The organism is Heyndrickxia sp. FSL W8-0496, from assembly GCF_038007825.1.
Taxonomy (GTDB): domain Bacteria; phylum Bacillota; class Bacilli; order Bacillales; family Bacillaceae_C; genus Heyndrickxia; species Heyndrickxia oleronia.
In genome coordinates this window covers 2,290,693-2,308,711 of record NZ_JBBOXX010000001.1, presented here as the reverse complement: position 1 = coordinate 2,308,711, position 18,019 = coordinate 2,290,693, and the positions used below count along the sequence as shown (strand labels likewise).

At 34.2% G+C, this 18,019-nt stretch carries 17 protein-coding genes; 4 read left to right on the top strand and 13 right to left on the bottom strand.

The window, feature by feature from the left end:
• Window positions 1-4: 4 nt before the first annotated feature.
• A complete protein-coding gene (locus tag NST63_RS11635; protein ID WP_341044181.1) occupies window positions 5-895 on the bottom strand; it encodes a metal ABC transporter solute-binding protein, Zn/Mn family in 891 nt (296 codons plus the stop codon).
• Window positions 896-1,153: 258 nt separating this feature from the next.
• A complete protein-coding gene (locus NST63_RS11630; protein ID WP_257234068.1) occupies window positions 1,154-1,285 on the bottom strand; it encodes a hypothetical protein in 132 nt (43 codons plus the stop codon).
• 260 nt (window positions 1,286-1,545) lie between these two features.
• Between NST63_RS11630 and yhfH the strand changes: the two genes are divergently transcribed.
• On the top strand, window positions 1,546-1,686 hold the full coding sequence (yhfH, locus tag NST63_RS11625; RefSeq protein ID WP_413229499.1) for a protein YhfH: 141 nt from the start codon (window positions 1,546-1,548) through the stop codon (window positions 1,684-1,686).
• 1,167 nt (window positions 1,687-2,853) lie between these two features.
• Here yhfH and NST63_RS11620 read toward each other — a convergent pair.
• Entirely contained in the window at window positions 2,854-5,046 is a 2,193-nt protein-coding gene (locus NST63_RS11620; protein ID WP_341042174.1) for a transglycosylase domain-containing protein, read from the bottom strand.
• A gap of 731 nt (window positions 5,047-5,777) precedes the next feature.
• Complete coding sequence (locus tag NST63_RS11615; protein ID WP_341042172.1) at window positions 5,778-7,955, bottom strand: DNA topoisomerase III; 2,178 nt, start codon at window positions 7,953-7,955, stop codon at window positions 5,778-5,780.
• Between the two features lie 173 nt (window positions 7,956-8,128).
• On the opposite strand from NST63_RS11615, the gene NST63_RS11610 reads away from it, so the two are divergent.
• Window positions 8,129-8,335 carry a capping complex subunit for YIEGIA gene (locus NST63_RS11610; RefSeq protein WP_058004425.1) on the top strand — a complete coding sequence of 69 codons (207 nt, stop codon included), beginning with the start codon at window positions 8,129-8,131 and terminating at the stop codon, window positions 8,333-8,335.
• Window positions 8,336-8,443: 108 nt separating this feature from the next.
• Window positions 8,444-9,061 carry a YitT family protein gene (locus NST63_RS11605; protein WP_212945235.1) on the top strand — a complete coding sequence of 206 codons (618 nt, stop codon included), beginning with the start codon at window positions 8,444-8,446 and terminating at the stop codon, window positions 9,059-9,061.
• Window positions 9,062-9,069: 8 nt separating this feature from the next.
• On the opposite strand, the gene cysC is transcribed toward NST63_RS11605, so the two are convergent.
• From cysC to NST63_RS11560, 9 genes are all read right to left on the bottom strand, one after another.
• Complete coding sequence (gene cysC / locus NST63_RS11600; RefSeq protein ID WP_212945234.1) at window positions 9,070-9,669, bottom strand: adenylyl-sulfate kinase; 600 nt, start codon at window positions 9,667-9,669, stop codon at window positions 9,070-9,072.
• The gene (gene sat / locus NST63_RS11595; RefSeq protein WP_212945233.1) at window positions 9,659-10,822 is read right to left on the bottom strand and encodes a sulfate adenylyltransferase; all 1,164 of its coding nucleotides are present in this window, start codon (window positions 10,820-10,822) and stop codon (window positions 9,659-9,661) included. The genes cysC and sat overlap by 11 nt, the downstream gene beginning before the upstream one ends.
• A 35-nt stretch (window positions 10,823-10,857) precedes the next feature.
• Window positions 10,858-11,571 (bottom strand): phosphoadenylyl-sulfate reductase, encoded by a 714-nt coding sequence (locus NST63_RS11590; protein WP_212945232.1) that lies wholly within the window; start codon window positions 11,569-11,571, stop codon window positions 10,858-10,860.
• Window positions 11,572-11,584: 13 nt separating this feature from the next.
• Entirely contained in the window at window positions 11,585-12,136 is a 552-nt protein-coding gene (locus NST63_RS11585) for a histidine phosphatase family protein (protein WP_236722798.1), read from the bottom strand.
• Window positions 12,118-12,888, bottom strand: coding sequence for a phosphosulfolactate synthase (locus NST63_RS11580; protein ID WP_071974918.1), 771 nt, complete (start codon window positions 12,886-12,888; stop codon window positions 12,118-12,120). Before NST63_RS11580 ends, NST63_RS11585 begins: the two co-directional genes overlap by 19 nt.
• 436 nt (window positions 12,889-13,324) lie before the next feature.
• A complete protein-coding gene (locus NST63_RS11575) occupies window positions 13,325-13,528 on the bottom strand; it encodes a YozQ family protein (protein WP_071974919.1) in 204 nt (67 codons plus the stop codon).
• 66 nt (window positions 13,529-13,594) lie between these two features.
• On the bottom strand, window positions 13,595-14,032 hold the full coding sequence (locus NST63_RS11570) for a GtrA family protein (RefSeq protein WP_212945231.1): 438 nt from the start codon (window positions 14,030-14,032) through the stop codon (window positions 13,595-13,597).
• Window positions 13,986-15,023, bottom strand: a complete 1,038-nt coding sequence (locus tag NST63_RS11565) for a glycosyltransferase family 2 protein (protein WP_071974921.1) — start codon at window positions 15,021-15,023, stop codon at window positions 13,986-13,988. Before NST63_RS11565 ends, NST63_RS11570 begins: the two co-directional genes overlap by 47 nt.
• A 19-nt stretch (window positions 15,024-15,042) precedes the next feature.
• Entirely contained in the window at window positions 15,043-16,716 is a 1,674-nt protein-coding gene (locus NST63_RS11560) for a DUF6044 family protein (protein ID WP_341044178.1), read from the bottom strand.
• A 173-nt stretch (window positions 16,717-16,889) separates the two neighbouring features.
• On the opposite strand from NST63_RS11560, the gene galU reads away from it, so the two are divergent.
• Entirely contained in the window at window positions 16,890-17,750 is an 861-nt protein-coding gene (gene galU, locus NST63_RS11555; protein WP_212945229.1) for a UTP--glucose-1-phosphate uridylyltransferase GalU, read from the top strand.
• Window positions 17,751-18,019 lie beyond the last annotated feature (269 nt).

Genomic DNA, 18,019 nt, shown 5'->3' with positions numbered 1-18,019 from the left:
CTTTTTATTTCAATGCATCTACAATGGTGTCTACATTATGTCTCACCATTCCAATATAGGTTCCTTCAGGAGTTCCTTCTTCACCCATAGCATCAGAGAAGAGTTCTCCACCAATTTTTACATTATGTCCTTTCTTTTTTGCTCCTTCAACAACCGCGTTAATAGCTTTTTTAGGCACACTTGATTCCATAAAAACAGCTTTAATTTTATTAGCTACTAAAAAATCCCGAAGCTCACTGACATCCTTTGATCCGTATTCAGAAGCTGTACTAATGCCTTGGAGTCCCATCACTTCTATACCATATCGGTCTCCAAAATAACCAAATGCATCATGAGCTGTTACTAATACACGGGTTTGCTCAGGAATACTTGCAATTTTATCCTCCGCATACTGATCTAATTCCTCCAATTTTTTGATATATGCATCAGCATTCGTTTGATAATCCTCCTTATGATCTGGATCATACTTTATTAATTCATCACGTACTGTTTTTGTAGCTGTTATCCAATGCTTTACATTAAACCAAATGTGTGGATCATGTCCTTCTGTCCCATCATCCCAACCACGTAACTGATCTTCTGAAATGTCCTTTGACACTGCGATCGTTGTTTTTTTCTTCGCCATCTTTTCGAATATATCAATCATTTTCCCCTCTAAATGTAAACCGTTATAGAAAATGATATTTGCCTCTTCAAGTTTCTGTATATCTCCCTGTGATGCTTTATAAAGATGTGGGTCAACACCAGATTTCATTAAGCCAACCACTGCTACATGCTCTCCACCTACCTCGTTTACAATATCTTTTATCATGCCAATTGTAGTTGTTATTTGAATTTTACCTTTATGCTGTTTGCTAGTTTTTGCACTATTTCCACAGCCTGTAATGAAAAGCATTGTTATAACGAATAAAATACAAAAATATTTTAAGTGACGCATTAATGCAATTCCTCCTTCATTCTCTAGGCATACTTTTTTACTAATAAAACTTTCAAACCTTTTATTTTACCTCCATCAAGTTATTTAGTCACACAACATTTTCTTTCCCTTGTGCAACTTTTAGACGAAAAAATATATCAACACAAAAATGTTTCCTTAGTGAAAAACTAAATCAAAACTGGAATAATGTCAATAGAATTTTTAAAATTCACTATATTAATGTTCATTGTTATGATGCAAATTTTTAATTTGAACTTGGTTATTTTCTAATATAATTTTCGCATCTTCCTTACTTAGTATCCCTATTTTTTCACATAGCAACGTATAAAATATCAAACTCTTTCTCATCTTCATTCCTCCATTTTCAATATAAACGTTATTTTTTAAAAATTATATGCATAAAGGTAAAAAAGTTTACTTGTTGCAAAAAAATAATTTATTTGCATACTAAAATTTTTTTAAAAACTTGGAAAGTACCTATCACAAATAGAAGTTCTACTCATAGTCTGTATCATAACAGAATAAAATTATTTACAACTGTTTTATATAAGTTTATACTATAAAAAACATTTACTTTTCTGTGAATTAAAAAAATGGAGGCGAGTATCGTGTTACAAAATCCTGTTGAATTTTTTTACAATTTAATGAATTCAAAGAAAATCTGTCCGGAATGTGGGGAAAAAGTAGAAGATCAGGCAGAATCCTATATTCTAGAATGTGAACGTTGTTTAGCTAATAAATTAGAGTAATAGTAAGTGCTTTTAATTTTTCTTATAAAAGTGCAGTATTAGTATAGTTTGTTGCTTTGTAAAAGCCACACTGCCGTCTTTTACACGTAATGAATGGGATTCAGTAGTTCTTATGAGTTTTCTTTTTTCTCCCTGTGAAATCAAATTTGTAACGTTCCTCAGCAGATATTTATTAGTCAAAAGTTTACTTAAATAACAACAATGTTTAAGGAATAAGCCTATACCAAAACGTAAAAGAACTTGGTATTATCCCCACTAGGTAGACTTGAAAAAAAGAGAACTTGAAATGATGTTCGTAATAGTCTACCTGGAGGGGAAGCTTTCTATGATCAAAAAAGAACAAACATTTACTACTTATAATGAGGAATTAAGCGTGAAGTAGTTATTTTAAATTGGAGAAGGGCTGGCTCTACAGCAGTTTCGTGAACGATTTAGATTAAAAGAGATACCCCCAAATAGCTGATTGGGTAAAGAAAGTAAAAAATAATAAATCACTCAAAAATCATCGTGGGAAATGGATCAAAAAAAAGAATTTTAACAATTATGCCAGCAAATCATGTTACTATGCTTCTTCAAAAGCAAATACTTAAATCATCTCCTGCTCCCTCCTTTCAAAATAACTTTCACTCATACTAGTTTCTGGTACCTCAAAAAAATTATTACCTATTATAGTTGATGCTAAGTACAGCATAACAACAGCCAAGGCTCTTTTGAAAAAACCTTGGCTGCTTAGGTATTTCTAAATTTGTTAAAATAAAAGTCTATTTGACTAATATATGGAGGTTACTTCAAATCAGGTGACCTTTTTCGTCTTTACGCACATCAATCTAGAAATGCTTTTTGCAATACTTCCAGGCCATCCTTGTAGATATTTAACACAATAAAAAGTACGTACTTTAAAGTGATATAGGTACTTATTAGTGCTGTTTTTCGCTCAAAAAGAAAAAGGCCACCGAAAACGGTAGCTAAATTCTTTAACTGTTGCACCCATTAGTAGTACAATTAACACTTTTTCTTCAACTTTATATACTCAGCGATCTTACTCATTAATATTTGAATCTGGTAGCGTTAAATTGAATTAACACTACCAGATTAACAATCGATTGTCTTGATATGTGAAATCACCCTATTAAGGAAGTGAAACAAAGGCAAGAAAAAATATCTATTTTAACCATGCTTATGTTTCTCTTCCTTTTTTCTACGCTTCTCTTCCTCTTTTCTGCGCTTTTCTTCCTCTTTTTTTAGTTTCTTTCCCTCTTTATTCAGTTTTTCCTCCACTTTATTTCCGCCTTTATTAGGATGCATGATGACATTGTCGATTTTTTTCTTTGGTGGAACTTCTGCAGAACCAATACCCTTTATATAAAGTTCATTATTTACTCTGTAGACACTTTTTGGTTGCTTAAAATTGCCGGAGTCCGTTCCGAAAGATTCCATCATCTCTTTAAACATTAGCTGCGAGATTTTCGTAGTATTTCCACTGATATAGTTACCTTGGCCGTTTTGGGCATAACCGGTCCAGACAGCCATGGTATATTGCGGTGTATACCCTGCGAACCAACTATCATTTGTCGCTGAACTTGGGTATCCATATCTAGCTCGCGTTTTTGAATCAAAATTGGTAGTACCTGTTTTCCCGGCAACATCCAATCCAGGAACATTGGCAGCTTTTCCTGTGCCAGCATTGACGACTGTGCGAAGCATATCCGTTACCATATAAGAAGTGTAATCTTCCATCACTCGCTTGGACTTCCCTGCAAAATTAACCACTTTGCCATCCGGAAAAACAACCTTTTGGACAAAATGCGGTTTATTGTACATGCCATTATTGGCAAAAGCGCTGTAGGCACCTGCCATGTCCAAAGGACTAACTGTGTTACTGCCGATCGAGTAGGATTCATGTACTTGGTCATCTTTAAACGTAATGCCAATTTGTTCTGCAAATTTCCTCGCCTTATCCATCCCAACCTCTCTCAATGTGAGCAGAGCCGGGATATTGTACGAATTTTGCAGAGCACTCCGAATTGTCAGCAATCCATGATATTGATGATCCCAGTTGGAAATGGACTGGCCGGTTGAATAGGTTGTCTCCCGGTCATTGATCAAATGAGCAGTGGACCATTTTAAGTTTTCAATCGCAGGGCCATAATCGAAAATCGGCTTAAAGGAGGAGCCTGGCTGACGTTCTATATCGACTGCAAAGTTGTTACCCAAGAATGTCGCTTTATAGTCGTTCCGCCCACTTCCAATCGCTCTAACTTCACCTGTTTTGTTATCTAAAAAAACAAATGCTCCCTGAAATTTTTTATCTGGATAGGCAATGATTTCGTTTGTATTCATCATTTTGTCCGCATAGTTTTGTGCCTTTGGGTCCAGGGTAGTATAAATAGATAATCCATCCTTACTGATATCTACATCCTTCAGTTTTCCCTTTACCTCTTTCACCACTGCATCCAAAAATGCTTCATAAGGTATGCCTTGTTGAGTATTTTTTGCTACAAGTCCCTCCGTTACAGGAACTTTTTCGGCGTCTTTCTGTTGTTTTTCCGTGATATAGCCATCTCGAAGCATAGAACTTAAGACAATGTGACGGCGCTTCGTCGCTGATTCTTTGTTTTCCGGTTTAGTCGGATCGTAATTATTGGGACTCTGCGGCAGTCCGGCTAACATGGCTGCCTGAGCCAGCGTCATTTTTTTTAAATCATTTGCTTCAATTCCATAGTAATTTTTCGCCGCTGCAGCTACTCCATACGAGCGGTGTCCGAGGTAGATTTTGTTTAAATACATCATTAAAATATCCTGCTTGGAATATTTTTGTTCCAACTGATACGCCAAGTCCCATTCCTGTACTTTTCGTTTCAATTTTTTCTCAGGAGACAAAAACGAGTTTTTAATGACTTGCTGAGTAATCGTACTGCCTCCCTGAGACCCGAAATCTCCTGTAACGTTCACGAAAATCGCCTTGGCCGTCCTTTTCAGGTCGATCCCATGATGTTCATAAAAATGGGAATCTTCTGTGGCAATAAACGCTTGTTCCAGCACTTTTGGCACTTGATCATATGTGATTTTTGTCCGCTTTTCCTTCCCATATTCATAAAGGAAGTTTCCGTTCTTATCATAAAATTTTGTAGAAAGCGGATCCACCAGCTTAGAAGAATCTAAAGTAGGTGTACCTTTAATCATGGATGCGAACGTAATGGCTCCTATTCCGGTTGACAAAAAAACAAATACCAAACAGACGATAACCACTTTTTTTAACAAATATCCTTTATTCGGTATTCGATTACTTCTTTGTTTATCTTGTGTTGCCTTTTCCGCTTTTTTTCGTTCCTCACGAGATTGATAGGTTTCTTCTGACATTCATCTTCTCTCCCATGTAAATTAAATCAAAGTTAATTTAAGATAAAAAGCCCATTCTATAATTATAGTTTAATGAGATTAATATTCGGTTCATCGTTTTCATAAACTTTTATATAATTGATTGAAGTACGATTAATCCGCTTGGTCACCTTTCGCAAGCAAGTATTTACGTCGCTCCATCTTATTTACTATTTCTTGTATAATTATTCCTTACTAACATCAGCCTCTTTCAGTATTCTTTCTCATATCATCTTCTAAGATATAACAAACCACAATTCCCATCCTAGTAACTCCCCTATAACATGCTCACATAGTTGATCAATCAACCTCTAAAAATCTACAGTTGGATTTTACATTACTTGAGCATATTAATATAGGTTCGGAAGAAACCCTAAATTTATGGGGGGATTCTGGGTTCTACTTTCTACTTCACCTAAGCAAAAAATAAAAAAAGCTGCTGCTGCAACTCATTCTTTTCATCTAACCTCACCCGTTACATCAAGAAAAAGGCTTTAGCCGTGGTTCGAGCAAAGCTCCCGTTATTGCAGATAAAAACTGGCAAAGGGTTAATTCTTAAAAATAGCACTTTTTAAGTTCGCTCCATATAAACATCCATATTTTAGAACTATATTAAAACATGTTTTATTACTAGATCATTATATTTTCACAGAAAAAGGAGCCTATATAAAAAACGAGAAGGTTCTCTTCTCGTTTTTAACGAATTTATATGTTCATTTTGTAGGGAATAAAAATTGGATCTTTTGCCTCTCTTGATCCCATTCAAGATAAGCGTCAAAATTTCTCTCTTCTTTTTTAAACCCTTTAATTAGCTCTGTTTTTCCTTCCTTAAGTAGTTTCGAAATATTTTTTTGCGAAATGGTCTTCCCGAGTATTTTTTTAGAAATCGTAAAATCACATTTTGTTTTTTGATAGTTCGTACACCCATAAAAATTTCCTTTTTCGACGATGCTTCCATCACATTTTTTACAAGCTCCTAATTTTGCTTTCGCATGTTTACGTCCTTGTTTTTTACTCGTAAAATGAGAAATTTCCTCAAGTAAGTCTTCGGAAAAGGTCCATTGTCCTTCAGCACTTTTTGCATCATCAATTAATTTCATGGACAATTTTTTTGCTTGCTCCATAAATATGGCCGGGGAAGCTTGTCCTTCGCCAATCTCCTGTAGCCTTTTTTCCCACTTAGCTGTCATTTCCGGTGAGGCTAAAATACTTTTACCGATACTATCAATCAATAAAATCCCTTTTTTTGTAGCATAGACTAGATTTTTAGTTACTTCAATATACTTACGGTCTTTTAATACAGTAATAATCCCTGCTCGTGTCGCTTCTGTACCTAATCCTTCCGTCTTCTTTAGTATACTTTGTAATTCTGCGTCCGAAGTAAATTTTCCCGCTGTTTTCATTAACGTAATAAGCTGTCCTTCTGTATATCGTTTGGGTGGCTGTGTTTTTCCTTCTTTCACCTTTGATTGTTTGACAATACCCGTTTCATCCTTCAGTAAATCTGGGAGTAATTGATCCTCATCTTTCTTGTCATCTGTTTGATGGAGAACCTTTCTCCATCCCTCTTGAATCATTTGTTTTCCTTTTGAAAGAAAGGTTGCTCGTTCTTCAACAATCGTGTGTATCGTTGTATAATCAAAAATGCTTTTTTCATAATGGGCAGCAATTAATCTCTTAATAATTAGGTCATAGATCCTTTGTTCATCCTTCTCAAGTCTACTTGGATCGACTACTTGTTCCGTTGGAATAATAGCATAGTGATCAGTAACCTTTTTAGGATTCACATAGCGCTTATTATCAATTATTGACTGGTATGGGAGTGGAAAATATTCTTTATATGCATTCATTTCACCAATCTGTTTCAAAATTTCAGGAAACATCTCAGCCTCTTCCTTCGTTACAAAACTGGAATCAGATCTTGGATAGGATATAATTCCACGTACATAAAGCTTTTGAGCAATGTCCAATGTCTTCTTCGGTGGAAACTTGAATAATTTGTTGGCCATTGCCTGTAAAGCAGAAAGATTATATAAATATGGCGGATGAAATTCTTTTCTCTCTTTTTGGATATCCATCACTCTCGCCTTTTTTCCCTTACAAAAATCGGCAATATCGTCTGCCTTTTCCTGGGTAGAGATTCGAGTTTCTTGATCTAAATGCCAAATCCCTTCGTATTTTTTTTGATCCATTTGAAAAGTTGCTTTTACCTCCCAAAAGGGTTCACTCTTAAACTGTTCTATTTCTTTTTCTCTCTCTACAATTAAAGCCAGTGTAGGGGTTTGAACTCGTCCTGTTGAGAACACATCATTAATCCCTTTCTGTTGCAGTAACAATGTATAAACACGTGATGCATTCATACCGATTAACCAATCTGCACATGCTCGACTCATGGCTTCAAAATAGATCGAACGTGTCTCGTCTTCATTTAATAAATTTTGAAAGCCGTGAATGACTGCTTTTTCTGTTAATGAAGAAATCCACAACCTTTTCATCGGTTTACGGTTTTTAGCTTGTTTTAAAATGATGCGAATAATAGCTTCCCCTTCACGCTCAGCATCTCCAGCCATAATTACTTCATCAACTAACGGTTGATTTAAAAGATCCTTAATTATCTTGAATTGATTCCACTTATCACGTTTTACTTTATAGTGAAAGGATTCTGGTAAAATCGGTAAGGTATCAAGTGACCACTTTTTCCACTTCGGATCGTACTCTTCCGGCGGAATTAACTCACATAAATGTCCAACCGCCCATGTTAAATAGGCACCTTGTGGGAATGTTTGGTTTGAGGAAATTTCGATGTATCCTTTCTTTTTCTTATGAGGAAAAGGTGCTGCTAGCTTTGCACCTTGGTCAGGTTTTTCAGCAATGATTAATGGAAAAGACATAGATTCCAAAAACCTTCTTTCAAATTTTATGTATTTAATAGTTTGCTTTATACGTTTTTATTAGAGAAATAAATCCATACTTAGTATATCAAATTTTAAAGGTATTGGTTCAAATGAATAATACTATCATTCCAGTGGAAGGATAAACAAAAACGTTAGGATAGGAGTATAAAATGGGAAAAGAATCTTCTAACAAGCCAGATTATAAAATTTTAGCCTATTTGACAGCAAATAAGGACAGAAAAATTTCAGGTGCTCCTCTTTTTTTATCATTTAACACTGAAGATGAACTAAAAGAGACCACTAACGATATTGCTAGTGCCTTGAAGGCAGACGTTGTAAAGCTAAAAAATAATGACTATATGATAATCCGAGTATGACGTTCTAAAAGACAACATATTTTTAATTCCTTCCTCATAAAATGGACAAGAAGGGGGAATATGCATGGATGTTTCGATAATTAAATTAAGAGATCGTTTTAATTAGAAATGAAAAATACTTTCATTACTTATCTAGGCCTATTATTTGGTGCTGCTGTACAAGGAATCGCTATGTCTTTATTTCTATTTCCACATTCTATCCCTTCAGGTGGTGCAGCAGGTTTAGCCCTTTTATTAAATCATTGGTTCCATCTTTCACTTGGTTTTTCGTTATGGCTTGCCAATGCTGTATTTTTACTATTTGCTTTAAATTATTTTGGATCTGCGTGGACCTTCCGAACAATCATTTCTGTAGCAACTACATCAGCTACTGTTACCGTCTTTACATCTCAAAATATTCTACCACATATTCATATCCTATTCGATGTTTTAGTTGGTAGTATTTTCTTTGGTATAGGTGTTGGCATATTGATACGGCTAGGAGCATCAAGCGGCGGTATGGTCATTCCTGCATTAATGATAGCCAGCTATAAAAATTGGAGTCCTGGAAAAGTTATGATGGGTATTAATCTATTTATCTTTTTATTAACTTCTCTTGTAATCGATTATAAAATCGTGATTTATGCAATTATATGTCAGTTTTTTTCAACAAATATTATTGATTTTATTAATGAAATGAAATTGCCAAAAGGTAGTTCTCTCTCATTAAACTGGCGAAAAAGATAAAACGATCCCTAATACAGGATCGTTTTATCTTTTAGATGTGATAATATAATACTGACTGATTCATCAATACTTAAACTGTCAGTTTGAATCACAATTTCAGGATTATTCGGCCTTTCATATGGGGAAGAAATACCCGTAAAATCAGATATTTCACCTAGTCTTGCTTTTTTGTATAATCCTTTTGGATCACGCTCTTCACAAATATTAATCGGACATTTTACGTAAATTTCGATAAACTCATCCTTTTCAAACATATTTCTCACTAATTGTCGATCTTCACGAAAGGGAGAAATAAAAGCGGTGGAAACTATTTGACCACTATCTACAAAAAGTTTCGCTACTTCACCTATCCGACGAATATTCTCTTTACGATCCTCATTTCGGAATGTTAAGTCCCGATTTAACCCATGCCGAATATTGTCTCCATCTAAACAATAGCTTTGACAATGTTGTTTAAATAGTTCATTGTCTACAGCATTTGCTAGCGTAGATTTCCCTGATCCAGATAATCCTGTAAACCATAAGACCACACTTTTATGTTGATTTTTTCGTTGGCGATCCTTTTTCGTGATTGTTGCCTCATGCCAAGTAAGATGGTTACTTCCCATATCCTACACCCTCATAGTTATCTTTCTTCATTCCTTGAATTAATATATCTATCACTTCAGGACGACTAAATTCCTTAGGTGGTTGTTCACCTTTTCTTAACATGCCTCTTACTTTTGTTCCGGATAAAATAACTCGATGAATTTCATGATGTGGACAGGTTTTATCTGATGCCATGTTCTCACATTTCCTACAGTAAAAACTATGTTCAAAGAACAACGGTTTAATTCCTAACTCTGCTTCATTAAAGTGACTAAATATTTTTTGGGAATCGTAGGTCCCATAATAATTCCCTACACCAGCATGATCTCTTCCAACAATAAAATGTGTACAGCCGAAATTTTTCCTTACCAGCGCATGAAAAATAGCTTCTCTAGGCCCAGCATAGCGCATTGCAGCAGAAAATACAGACAAAAATACTCGGTCTTTCGGATAATAATTATCAAGTAATACTTGATAACTTTCCATTCTAATTTCCCCAGGAATATCATCCGATTTTGTTTCACCTACAAGTGGATTTAAAAATAAACCATCAACAATTTCCAAGGCTGTTTTTTGAATATATTCATGGGCTCGATGGACAGGATTTCTAGTTTGAAATCCAACCACTGTTTTCCACCCTTTTTCTTCAAAATGCTTTCTTGTTTGAACAGGGTCCAAATAATAATTTGCAAACTGTTGTTTTTCAATTCGTTTAGTTAAGGTAATTGGGCCACCTATATATACTTCAGGTCGTTCCATAAGCTTCTTTACTCCTGGATGAAGATCATCGGTCGTCTGATACACCTTTAATGCTTCCAAATTTTTATCAGGATAATAGATGTCTTTAATTTCCATTTGGCCATAAATCGTATTTTCAAAAACAAGATTAATGGTTTCTCCTACTTGTAATTCCTCTGCTTTCTTTTTGTCGACACTTAACGTAATAGGGAGGGACCATGGTAGATGATTGGATAGTCTCATATCCTGAACGACTGATTCATAATCTTCCCTTTCCATAAACCCTTCTAACGGGCTATAGCTGCCATTTGCAATTAACTCCAAATCACTTATTTCTAATGAATCTAATTCAACATAGTTTAAAGAATAATTTTCCTCTATCTGAAGGTCGATTCGATCAACCAATTTTCCTCCATGTGGAATACTTTTACTCATTATTTTTCCCCTTCCTATTATTTGTAATAATCTATTTATGTTTGATGAAGTCCACATTCCGTTTTTGAGCTGCCGGCCCATCGTCCTGATCGGGAATCTGATAGATTTGTAATTGGTTTTGTACACATCGCACATCCAATACTCGGATATCCTTTATCATGTAATGGATTATAAGGGAGATGATTGATTTTTATATAAGTCATGACATCATCCCATGTCCAATGGATAAGAGGACAGATTTTCACCTTCTTAAATCTTTCATCCTTATTAATATATTGAGTTTTACTCCTTGTAGGAGATTGCTCTCGTCTTAAACCGGTAATCCAAGCTTTCGCATTGTCTAATGCTTCTTTTAATGGAACAATTTTTCTTATATAACAGCATTGATTTGGATCATGAACCCATAACTCCTTACCAAACTTTGTTGCTTGTTCTTCTAAAGTTAATTTCGGTTGAATCATATTTATTTTCAAAGTAGGATAACGTTGTCTCACCTGATCGATTAACTCATAGGTTTCCTGGAAATGAAGATTCGTATCCAAAAAAACAATTTCAGCGTTTTTATTCACCTTATGAATTAAATCTATTAACACGATTCCCTCTGCGCCGAAGCTGCATGCGTAAACAATCTCATCTTCTTTATACTCTTGAAAAGCCCATTTTAGAATACCGATAAAATCTGGTTGAGCATCAATTAAATTAGCTACTTTTTCTTCATCAAACGTTTCATAGGTTAGTTGTTGGGACAAATTTATCCCTCCTTTATTGAACTGAATCAACAATGGTCGTGGTTATAACCATGCATTTATTGTTTTCAACCGTAATTTTATTCATTTCGTTAATATGCCCATATTGTTTTAGTGAAACAAACGCACGTATCCAAGCACCATGACCAAAAACTAAAAGATTGTTATACTCTTTATATTTATCTATAAACATTCTAATTCTTTGTTCTAAATGGTTGAGGCTTTCACCTAAAATGATCTCACCAGGATTACAAATCCATTGATTCCCATACTCTTTATAAAGCATTCTCTTTGAAACACCTTCAAATGGACCAAAGTCTAATTCATCCAATAGCTCTTCTATTTTAAAAAGATAACCATACCATTTAGCCGTTTGTTGTGTTCTTTTTAGGGTGCTTGCTAACACAAGATCAAATGGGGAAAGCTTACTAAGAAGCTTTATGTTATGCTGAATCTCTTCCTGGATTTTATTGTTCGGATAGGAAATATCAATATTTCTTTTTCCTTGCAATAAGTCTTGTTTATTCCATTCAGTCGGTAAATGTCTTATTAAAGTAATAGTTTGCACTCACTTTCCTCCAAAAAAAAGGTCTCACTTCTTAAGCCACAACGCTGTGCTTCTAAGACTAGTACATCGTTCAATTTTACATTTCCTAAATTGACGTTTGGTCCTATTTCTTTAATAAAATACATTTGATGTTTTGCTGTGGGGGCTTCGAAAATAATTTTATTACAATCAAAATCCTTTATTAATTCATGAATTAAATTCGACTTTATTTCTCCACTTTTTTCATATATTCCTGCTGTACCAGAATCTCTCCCTTCTGTAATAACGTACTCACATCCAGCATCAAATAAAAGTTTCATCTCTTCCTTCCATTTGCTTTCTGACATTTCCTTATTTGCGTCTTTAGATCCGACCTCAGCAATTACATGAAAATCCTCCCTAAAAAGAGCAATCATATTTAAACGTTCTTCGATCGGTATATCGAGTGTTCCATTTGATATTTCCACCCATTCAATACCTAATTGATATAAATAAGTTTGATATTCGGCAATTTTGTTTTGATAATAGCATTTTTCAAATAATGTTCCTCCACAATAAGGCCTTATATTATACTCCTTATATAATTTTACTTTATCTTTGATATTAGGTGTAACATACGCAGATCCAATTCCCATTTTGGCAATATCAATAATATGGCCATAGTCTGCTAATATGTGATCTAGTTCTCCCATTGGAGTTCCGAAATCAGCAACTGATGTAATCCCATTCGTTCTGATTCCTTTTGTTCTTTCTGGTAGAGTTAAAAATTCCATAGGAGAAGCACCTCCTCTATTTTTTTGATTGTTTTCATATTGTATGTTTCTTTTGTAAAAGCTGCCTGCTTTTGCACCAAAAAAGTACTCCATATTTCTATAAAAAGGTCGCAGCTCTTTTCTCGATAGAATGAAGGGTTTGAGGCACTTCAACTTATTTTTTTTATTAAAACTTCACTTAAATACCAACAGTGTTTGAGAAAAGAACTTTTACTATAAGGAAAGATAACGCACGGTTTAATACATAGAATTAACTTTTCAAAGTAAAAATTAACACGTGTTACCATGCAGTTTTCGTAAGATAGAGTATTCAAAAATTAGGCGAATGTGTAAAAATATAACCCGACTCTATGAAAAATAGGCATTTGCCCTGAATAAATGAAAAAAACCGGACAATTATTGTCCAGTTTTACAGTCAATCGGCGTATCCTTAAATCTATTCAGATTCATAACCTTCGTGCGGAATTTCTGTTCGCTCATTATCAAGAACCGCGTTGATTTCGCCTTCAATATAAGCATCACTTACTTGTTCATGTGTAATTGCTAAGCCTGTTGATGTTTGGTCATTTCCCTGATAATCCTTTGTTTGATAGTGCTTACCCGCTACTTTTAAGCTTTCTTCATTGTATTTTTTATCCATACATCCCACCCTTTCTTCATTATTTTCTTTCATTTTGATAAAATCCATTCAGGAATTATTAGGTATTTAATTTTTAAAAACAATGTACTTTTGTCCTAAATAATTCATAATCGTATAAAATCCAGTCCCGATTAGGATCGCCTGTTCTTCATCAGATAAGTAGAAACCTTTTATCAAGGTGCTTAAAAGATTATATACAATCAAATGGCTGAGCGAATAGGAGAGATAGTAACAGACAAGGATCGTCACAATAAATAGAATTACACTTTTATTCAACTCCACTCTACTTTGAAACGTAAATACTCTGTTTAAAAAATAACTAACACACGCACCAGTCCCATTCCCTATAAAAGTGGAAAGCCAATATGGTTGGTGAAAACCATTTAATAACGTGAACATAATAAATAATCCGATAAGAGTATTTATCATTCCGACGAGCAAAAAACGAATGAATGAATTAGTTCGTTTCAGATAAATTTCTAAAGCTTGTACGATTGAGCTCATGATCTTTCCCTCCGGCATTTATTAAATGACGGGGCATGGGTAAATTTAAGGTGTCCATTTCGATAATAAACTTAGGTCGCCGCTTCGTCTCTTTATATATTTTACCGATATATTCCCCCACTAAACCAATAGACATTAACTGTAACCCTCCAATTAACCATATAGAAGTAATTAATGAAGTCCAGCCAGTCGTTGTATGACCGAAAAACTTTAATGCTAAAAAATAACATCCAAATACAAGGCTGATAAGAAAAGACAAGAATCCTACTACCATCACCAAACGGATAGGTGTAACCGAAAGAGAGGTAATTCCTTCAAATGAAAAGGCAAGCATTTTCTTTAATGGGTACTTCGTTTTACCAGCCAACCTTTTATTACGCACATAGTAAACTTGCGTGGATTTTAATCCTATTAGTGGGACAATTCCTCGTAAAAACAAATTAACTTCTTCAAAACGTTCTAACTCGTCTATTGCACGTTTGCTCATTAAACGGAAATCCGCATGATTATATACTAAATCAATTCCTATTATATTCATTAGTTTATAAAAGCTTTGAGCTGTACTCCTTTTAAAGAAGGTATCACTATCTCTGTTGCTTCTAACTCCATAAACGATTTCATAGCCTTCGTGAAATTTAATTAAAAAATCACGAACAACATGAATATCATCCTGTAAATCAGCATCCATTGATATGACACAATCAGAAGTTTTTTTGGCAGTAAATAATCCAGCAAGGAGCGCATGCTGATGTCCAACATTTCTTGATAGTTTTAACCCTCTAATTCGTCCACCTTTTAAGGTTTCTTTATAAATCATTCTCCAAGTATCATCTTTACTTCCATCATCAACAAATAGAATTTTACTTTTATCCGATATGAGTCCCTCTTCTTCCAAATTCATTAGTAAATGATCTAATTGTAAAATGGAGTCTTCTAAAACATCCTCTTCGTTATAACAGGGAACAACAATTGTGAGAATCGGGTGATCCATTTAATCCCTCCTCCTACTACTACAATGCTTTATAAAGATAGATTTTCCATGCTGAGCTTTTTGATTCAAAAACCTTTTCTAAGGCAAGATTATTATCGATTGCATTATCAATTGGAACAGCAGAAAAAATAAATCTTCCTCCCATTTCCTTGAAAACTACTGTATTAAGTTCTAAATTTTTCACTCTTTTTTTTGTGTGTTTTTTAAACATATAATGTTTTCCAAGTTCGCTTGAAAACATATAACAACGTCCACCCCATTCATCAAAATAAACTCGAATGGTTTTATTTTTTGCAAGTTCTTTTTCTATAATTTTCCGAAATTGATATTTATAGCTTAAAGGATAAAAATTATTGTATGTATCCAATGTGTAAAACCCATTATATTGGGCAATAGCCGGATGAAGTCCAAGGCTTGCTACACGATAACTTTCTAGTGGCAAGTTAATATAATTTTTAATCTCACTGAACTGCTCCTCTGCAAAAAATTGCTTAACTGATGGTTTATCCCGAAAGAGAATCTCCTCATTAAAAAAAACAATGACAATTATTTGTAATAGCACGAATCCTTCTAGGATTAACTTCCGAAAGCTCCCATACTTGAAAAGAATTTTTAATGATAGGGCAAATAATACATAGATAATAAGCGGTCTTAAAAAGTGAAATCTTGCAAAATTAAAAGTATCCATAAAATGAAACATTTTCGTTAGTGGAAGCCAACCTTTATAAAACCAAAAGGCATACCACGCAGATAGCGCAAAATTTAATATAAATAAAGAAACAAACATTTTTTCCTGCTTCCACAGTTTTTTTACAATAATGAGAAAAAAAGCAAGAATCATAACTGGTAAAATGACAAGTGTATGAATAGTTGCAACATGATGATGACCGAAAATAAAATTTTTAAAAGTAAGACGAATGCAATGCCAAAATGACAGTCTAGCATGAAAATATTCATCTCTACTGTTTGGCACATGGTCAAATAAAAAAGAATAAACTAGTCTATATTCAACAAGGAAATAGACACAGGTCATATAAATAATTGATAGGATAAATCGAGGATTCCATCCTTTCCCCTTTATTACATCTACTAACCACAATATTCCCATTGCTGTTAAGAAAAAAAAGAAGCCTAACACTATACTAGAATAAAACGGAATTAGAGTTAGAACTACGTAATTACGAAGTAAGCTTTCACCTTTTCTAATATTTAAAAATGCCCAAAGGGCTAATGGCATCCCAAGCGTACTTAACATACCTGATGGCCAAAAAGGAGTAAATGCAAAAGCAAGTGCCGTACCGACATTAACAATTTCCCAGCCTTTTTCATATAGAAAATGCTTTTTTAGTAAAAGGTACATCCCTATAAAAGCAACGACTCTTGTAATCGTTTGGCTAAGAGCATAAGCGATCATTGTAGGAAATAACTTATACAGCCAAACGATTAAACTAAACTCCGTTCCGAAAGCATTTCGCGATAAATTCCCATTGATAATTTGTGAAATAGAGCCATTTAATGGCCCAGTCATTTGTCCACTAATTGCTAAAACTTTATACCAAGCTAAATTGGAATCCAAATTATCATGTACACGGATATGAGCGTCTTCTCCTAAAATAAACAGTGGAGAAACAAAAATCGCTAGTAACAGAAATGCTATGATCAATATAAGTTTTTCTTTTTTTTTGTTTTGCAATTGCAATTGCTACACCTCATAAAATTGTATTGACGATAATATCGTTTCGCAAAATATAGAATAATATTCCTATTTCTTTGCTCTTGTTCCTTCCTCATTCATTTGTGATAATACAACCTTCACCTCTCATACAAAATAAAAAGACATCTAATAAATAACAAGGGGTGTTCTAAATGATAAAAAAAGCAGTCATTCCTGCTGCAGGATTAGGTACCCGCTTTTTGCCAGCAACAAAAGCACAGCCCAAGGAAATGCTTCCAATTGTTGATAAACCGGCAATTCAATTTATTGTTGAGGAGGCTATCGCTTCAGGAATTGAAGATATAATTATCGTAACTGGTAAAAATAAACGAGCAATTGAGGATCATTTTGATATATCGGTTGAAATGGAAATGTTATTAAATAAAACCGGAAAATTTGAAATGCTTCAGATGATCCGTAATATCTCTCAATTGGCTGATATCCATTACGTAAGACAAAAAGAACCTTTGGGACTTGGCCATGCAGTTTTATGTGCTAAAAAATTTATCGGTAATCAGCCTTTTGCTATCCTCCTTGGTGACGACATTATTGATAGTGAAGAACCGGCCTTACAACAGATGATTCGTGAATTTCAAAGAAATAAGACTAGTATTTTAGGTTGTAAAGAGGTTCCTCGCTCAGAGGTTAGAAAATATGGGATTGTCGGCTATACAGAACAGATTGGCGAGCTATATAAAGTAAACCACCTCATTGAAAAACCAACCATTGAAGAATCTCCTTCTACGCAAGCCATAATTGGAAGGTATATTTTAACGCCTGCTATTTTTGATATGATTGAAAAGGTCAAACCTGACGAAAATGGGGAGATCCAGCTTACTGATGCCTTACAATTATTACTCCATCAAGAAGCCATCTTTTCATACAATATCAAGGGAAATCGATATGATATTGGCGATAAATTAGGATTTTTACAAGCGTCCATTGATTTTGCTTTGAACCGGCCAGACTTGAAAGAAAAAATGGCAATGTATCTAAAACAACTTCGTTATTAATCTTCATCATAACCTTTACTCAAATAATGTTTTTGATCCTATGAAAGGAATAAATTTGCTCTTTTCTCAAACATTCTTGCCTTTTAGATAAAGTTTCAACTAAAAAATATAAATTGAAGACTGTCAGCCCTCTACATTTCACTGAGAAAAGAGCTACCTAAAAAAACAACAAACGGTATGAAAAATGACTTTGTTTAGAAAGAGGAACTATCTTTAGGCTACTAATGAAGTATTGAAGTATTTCATATCTAATGAATAAATCAGATGAA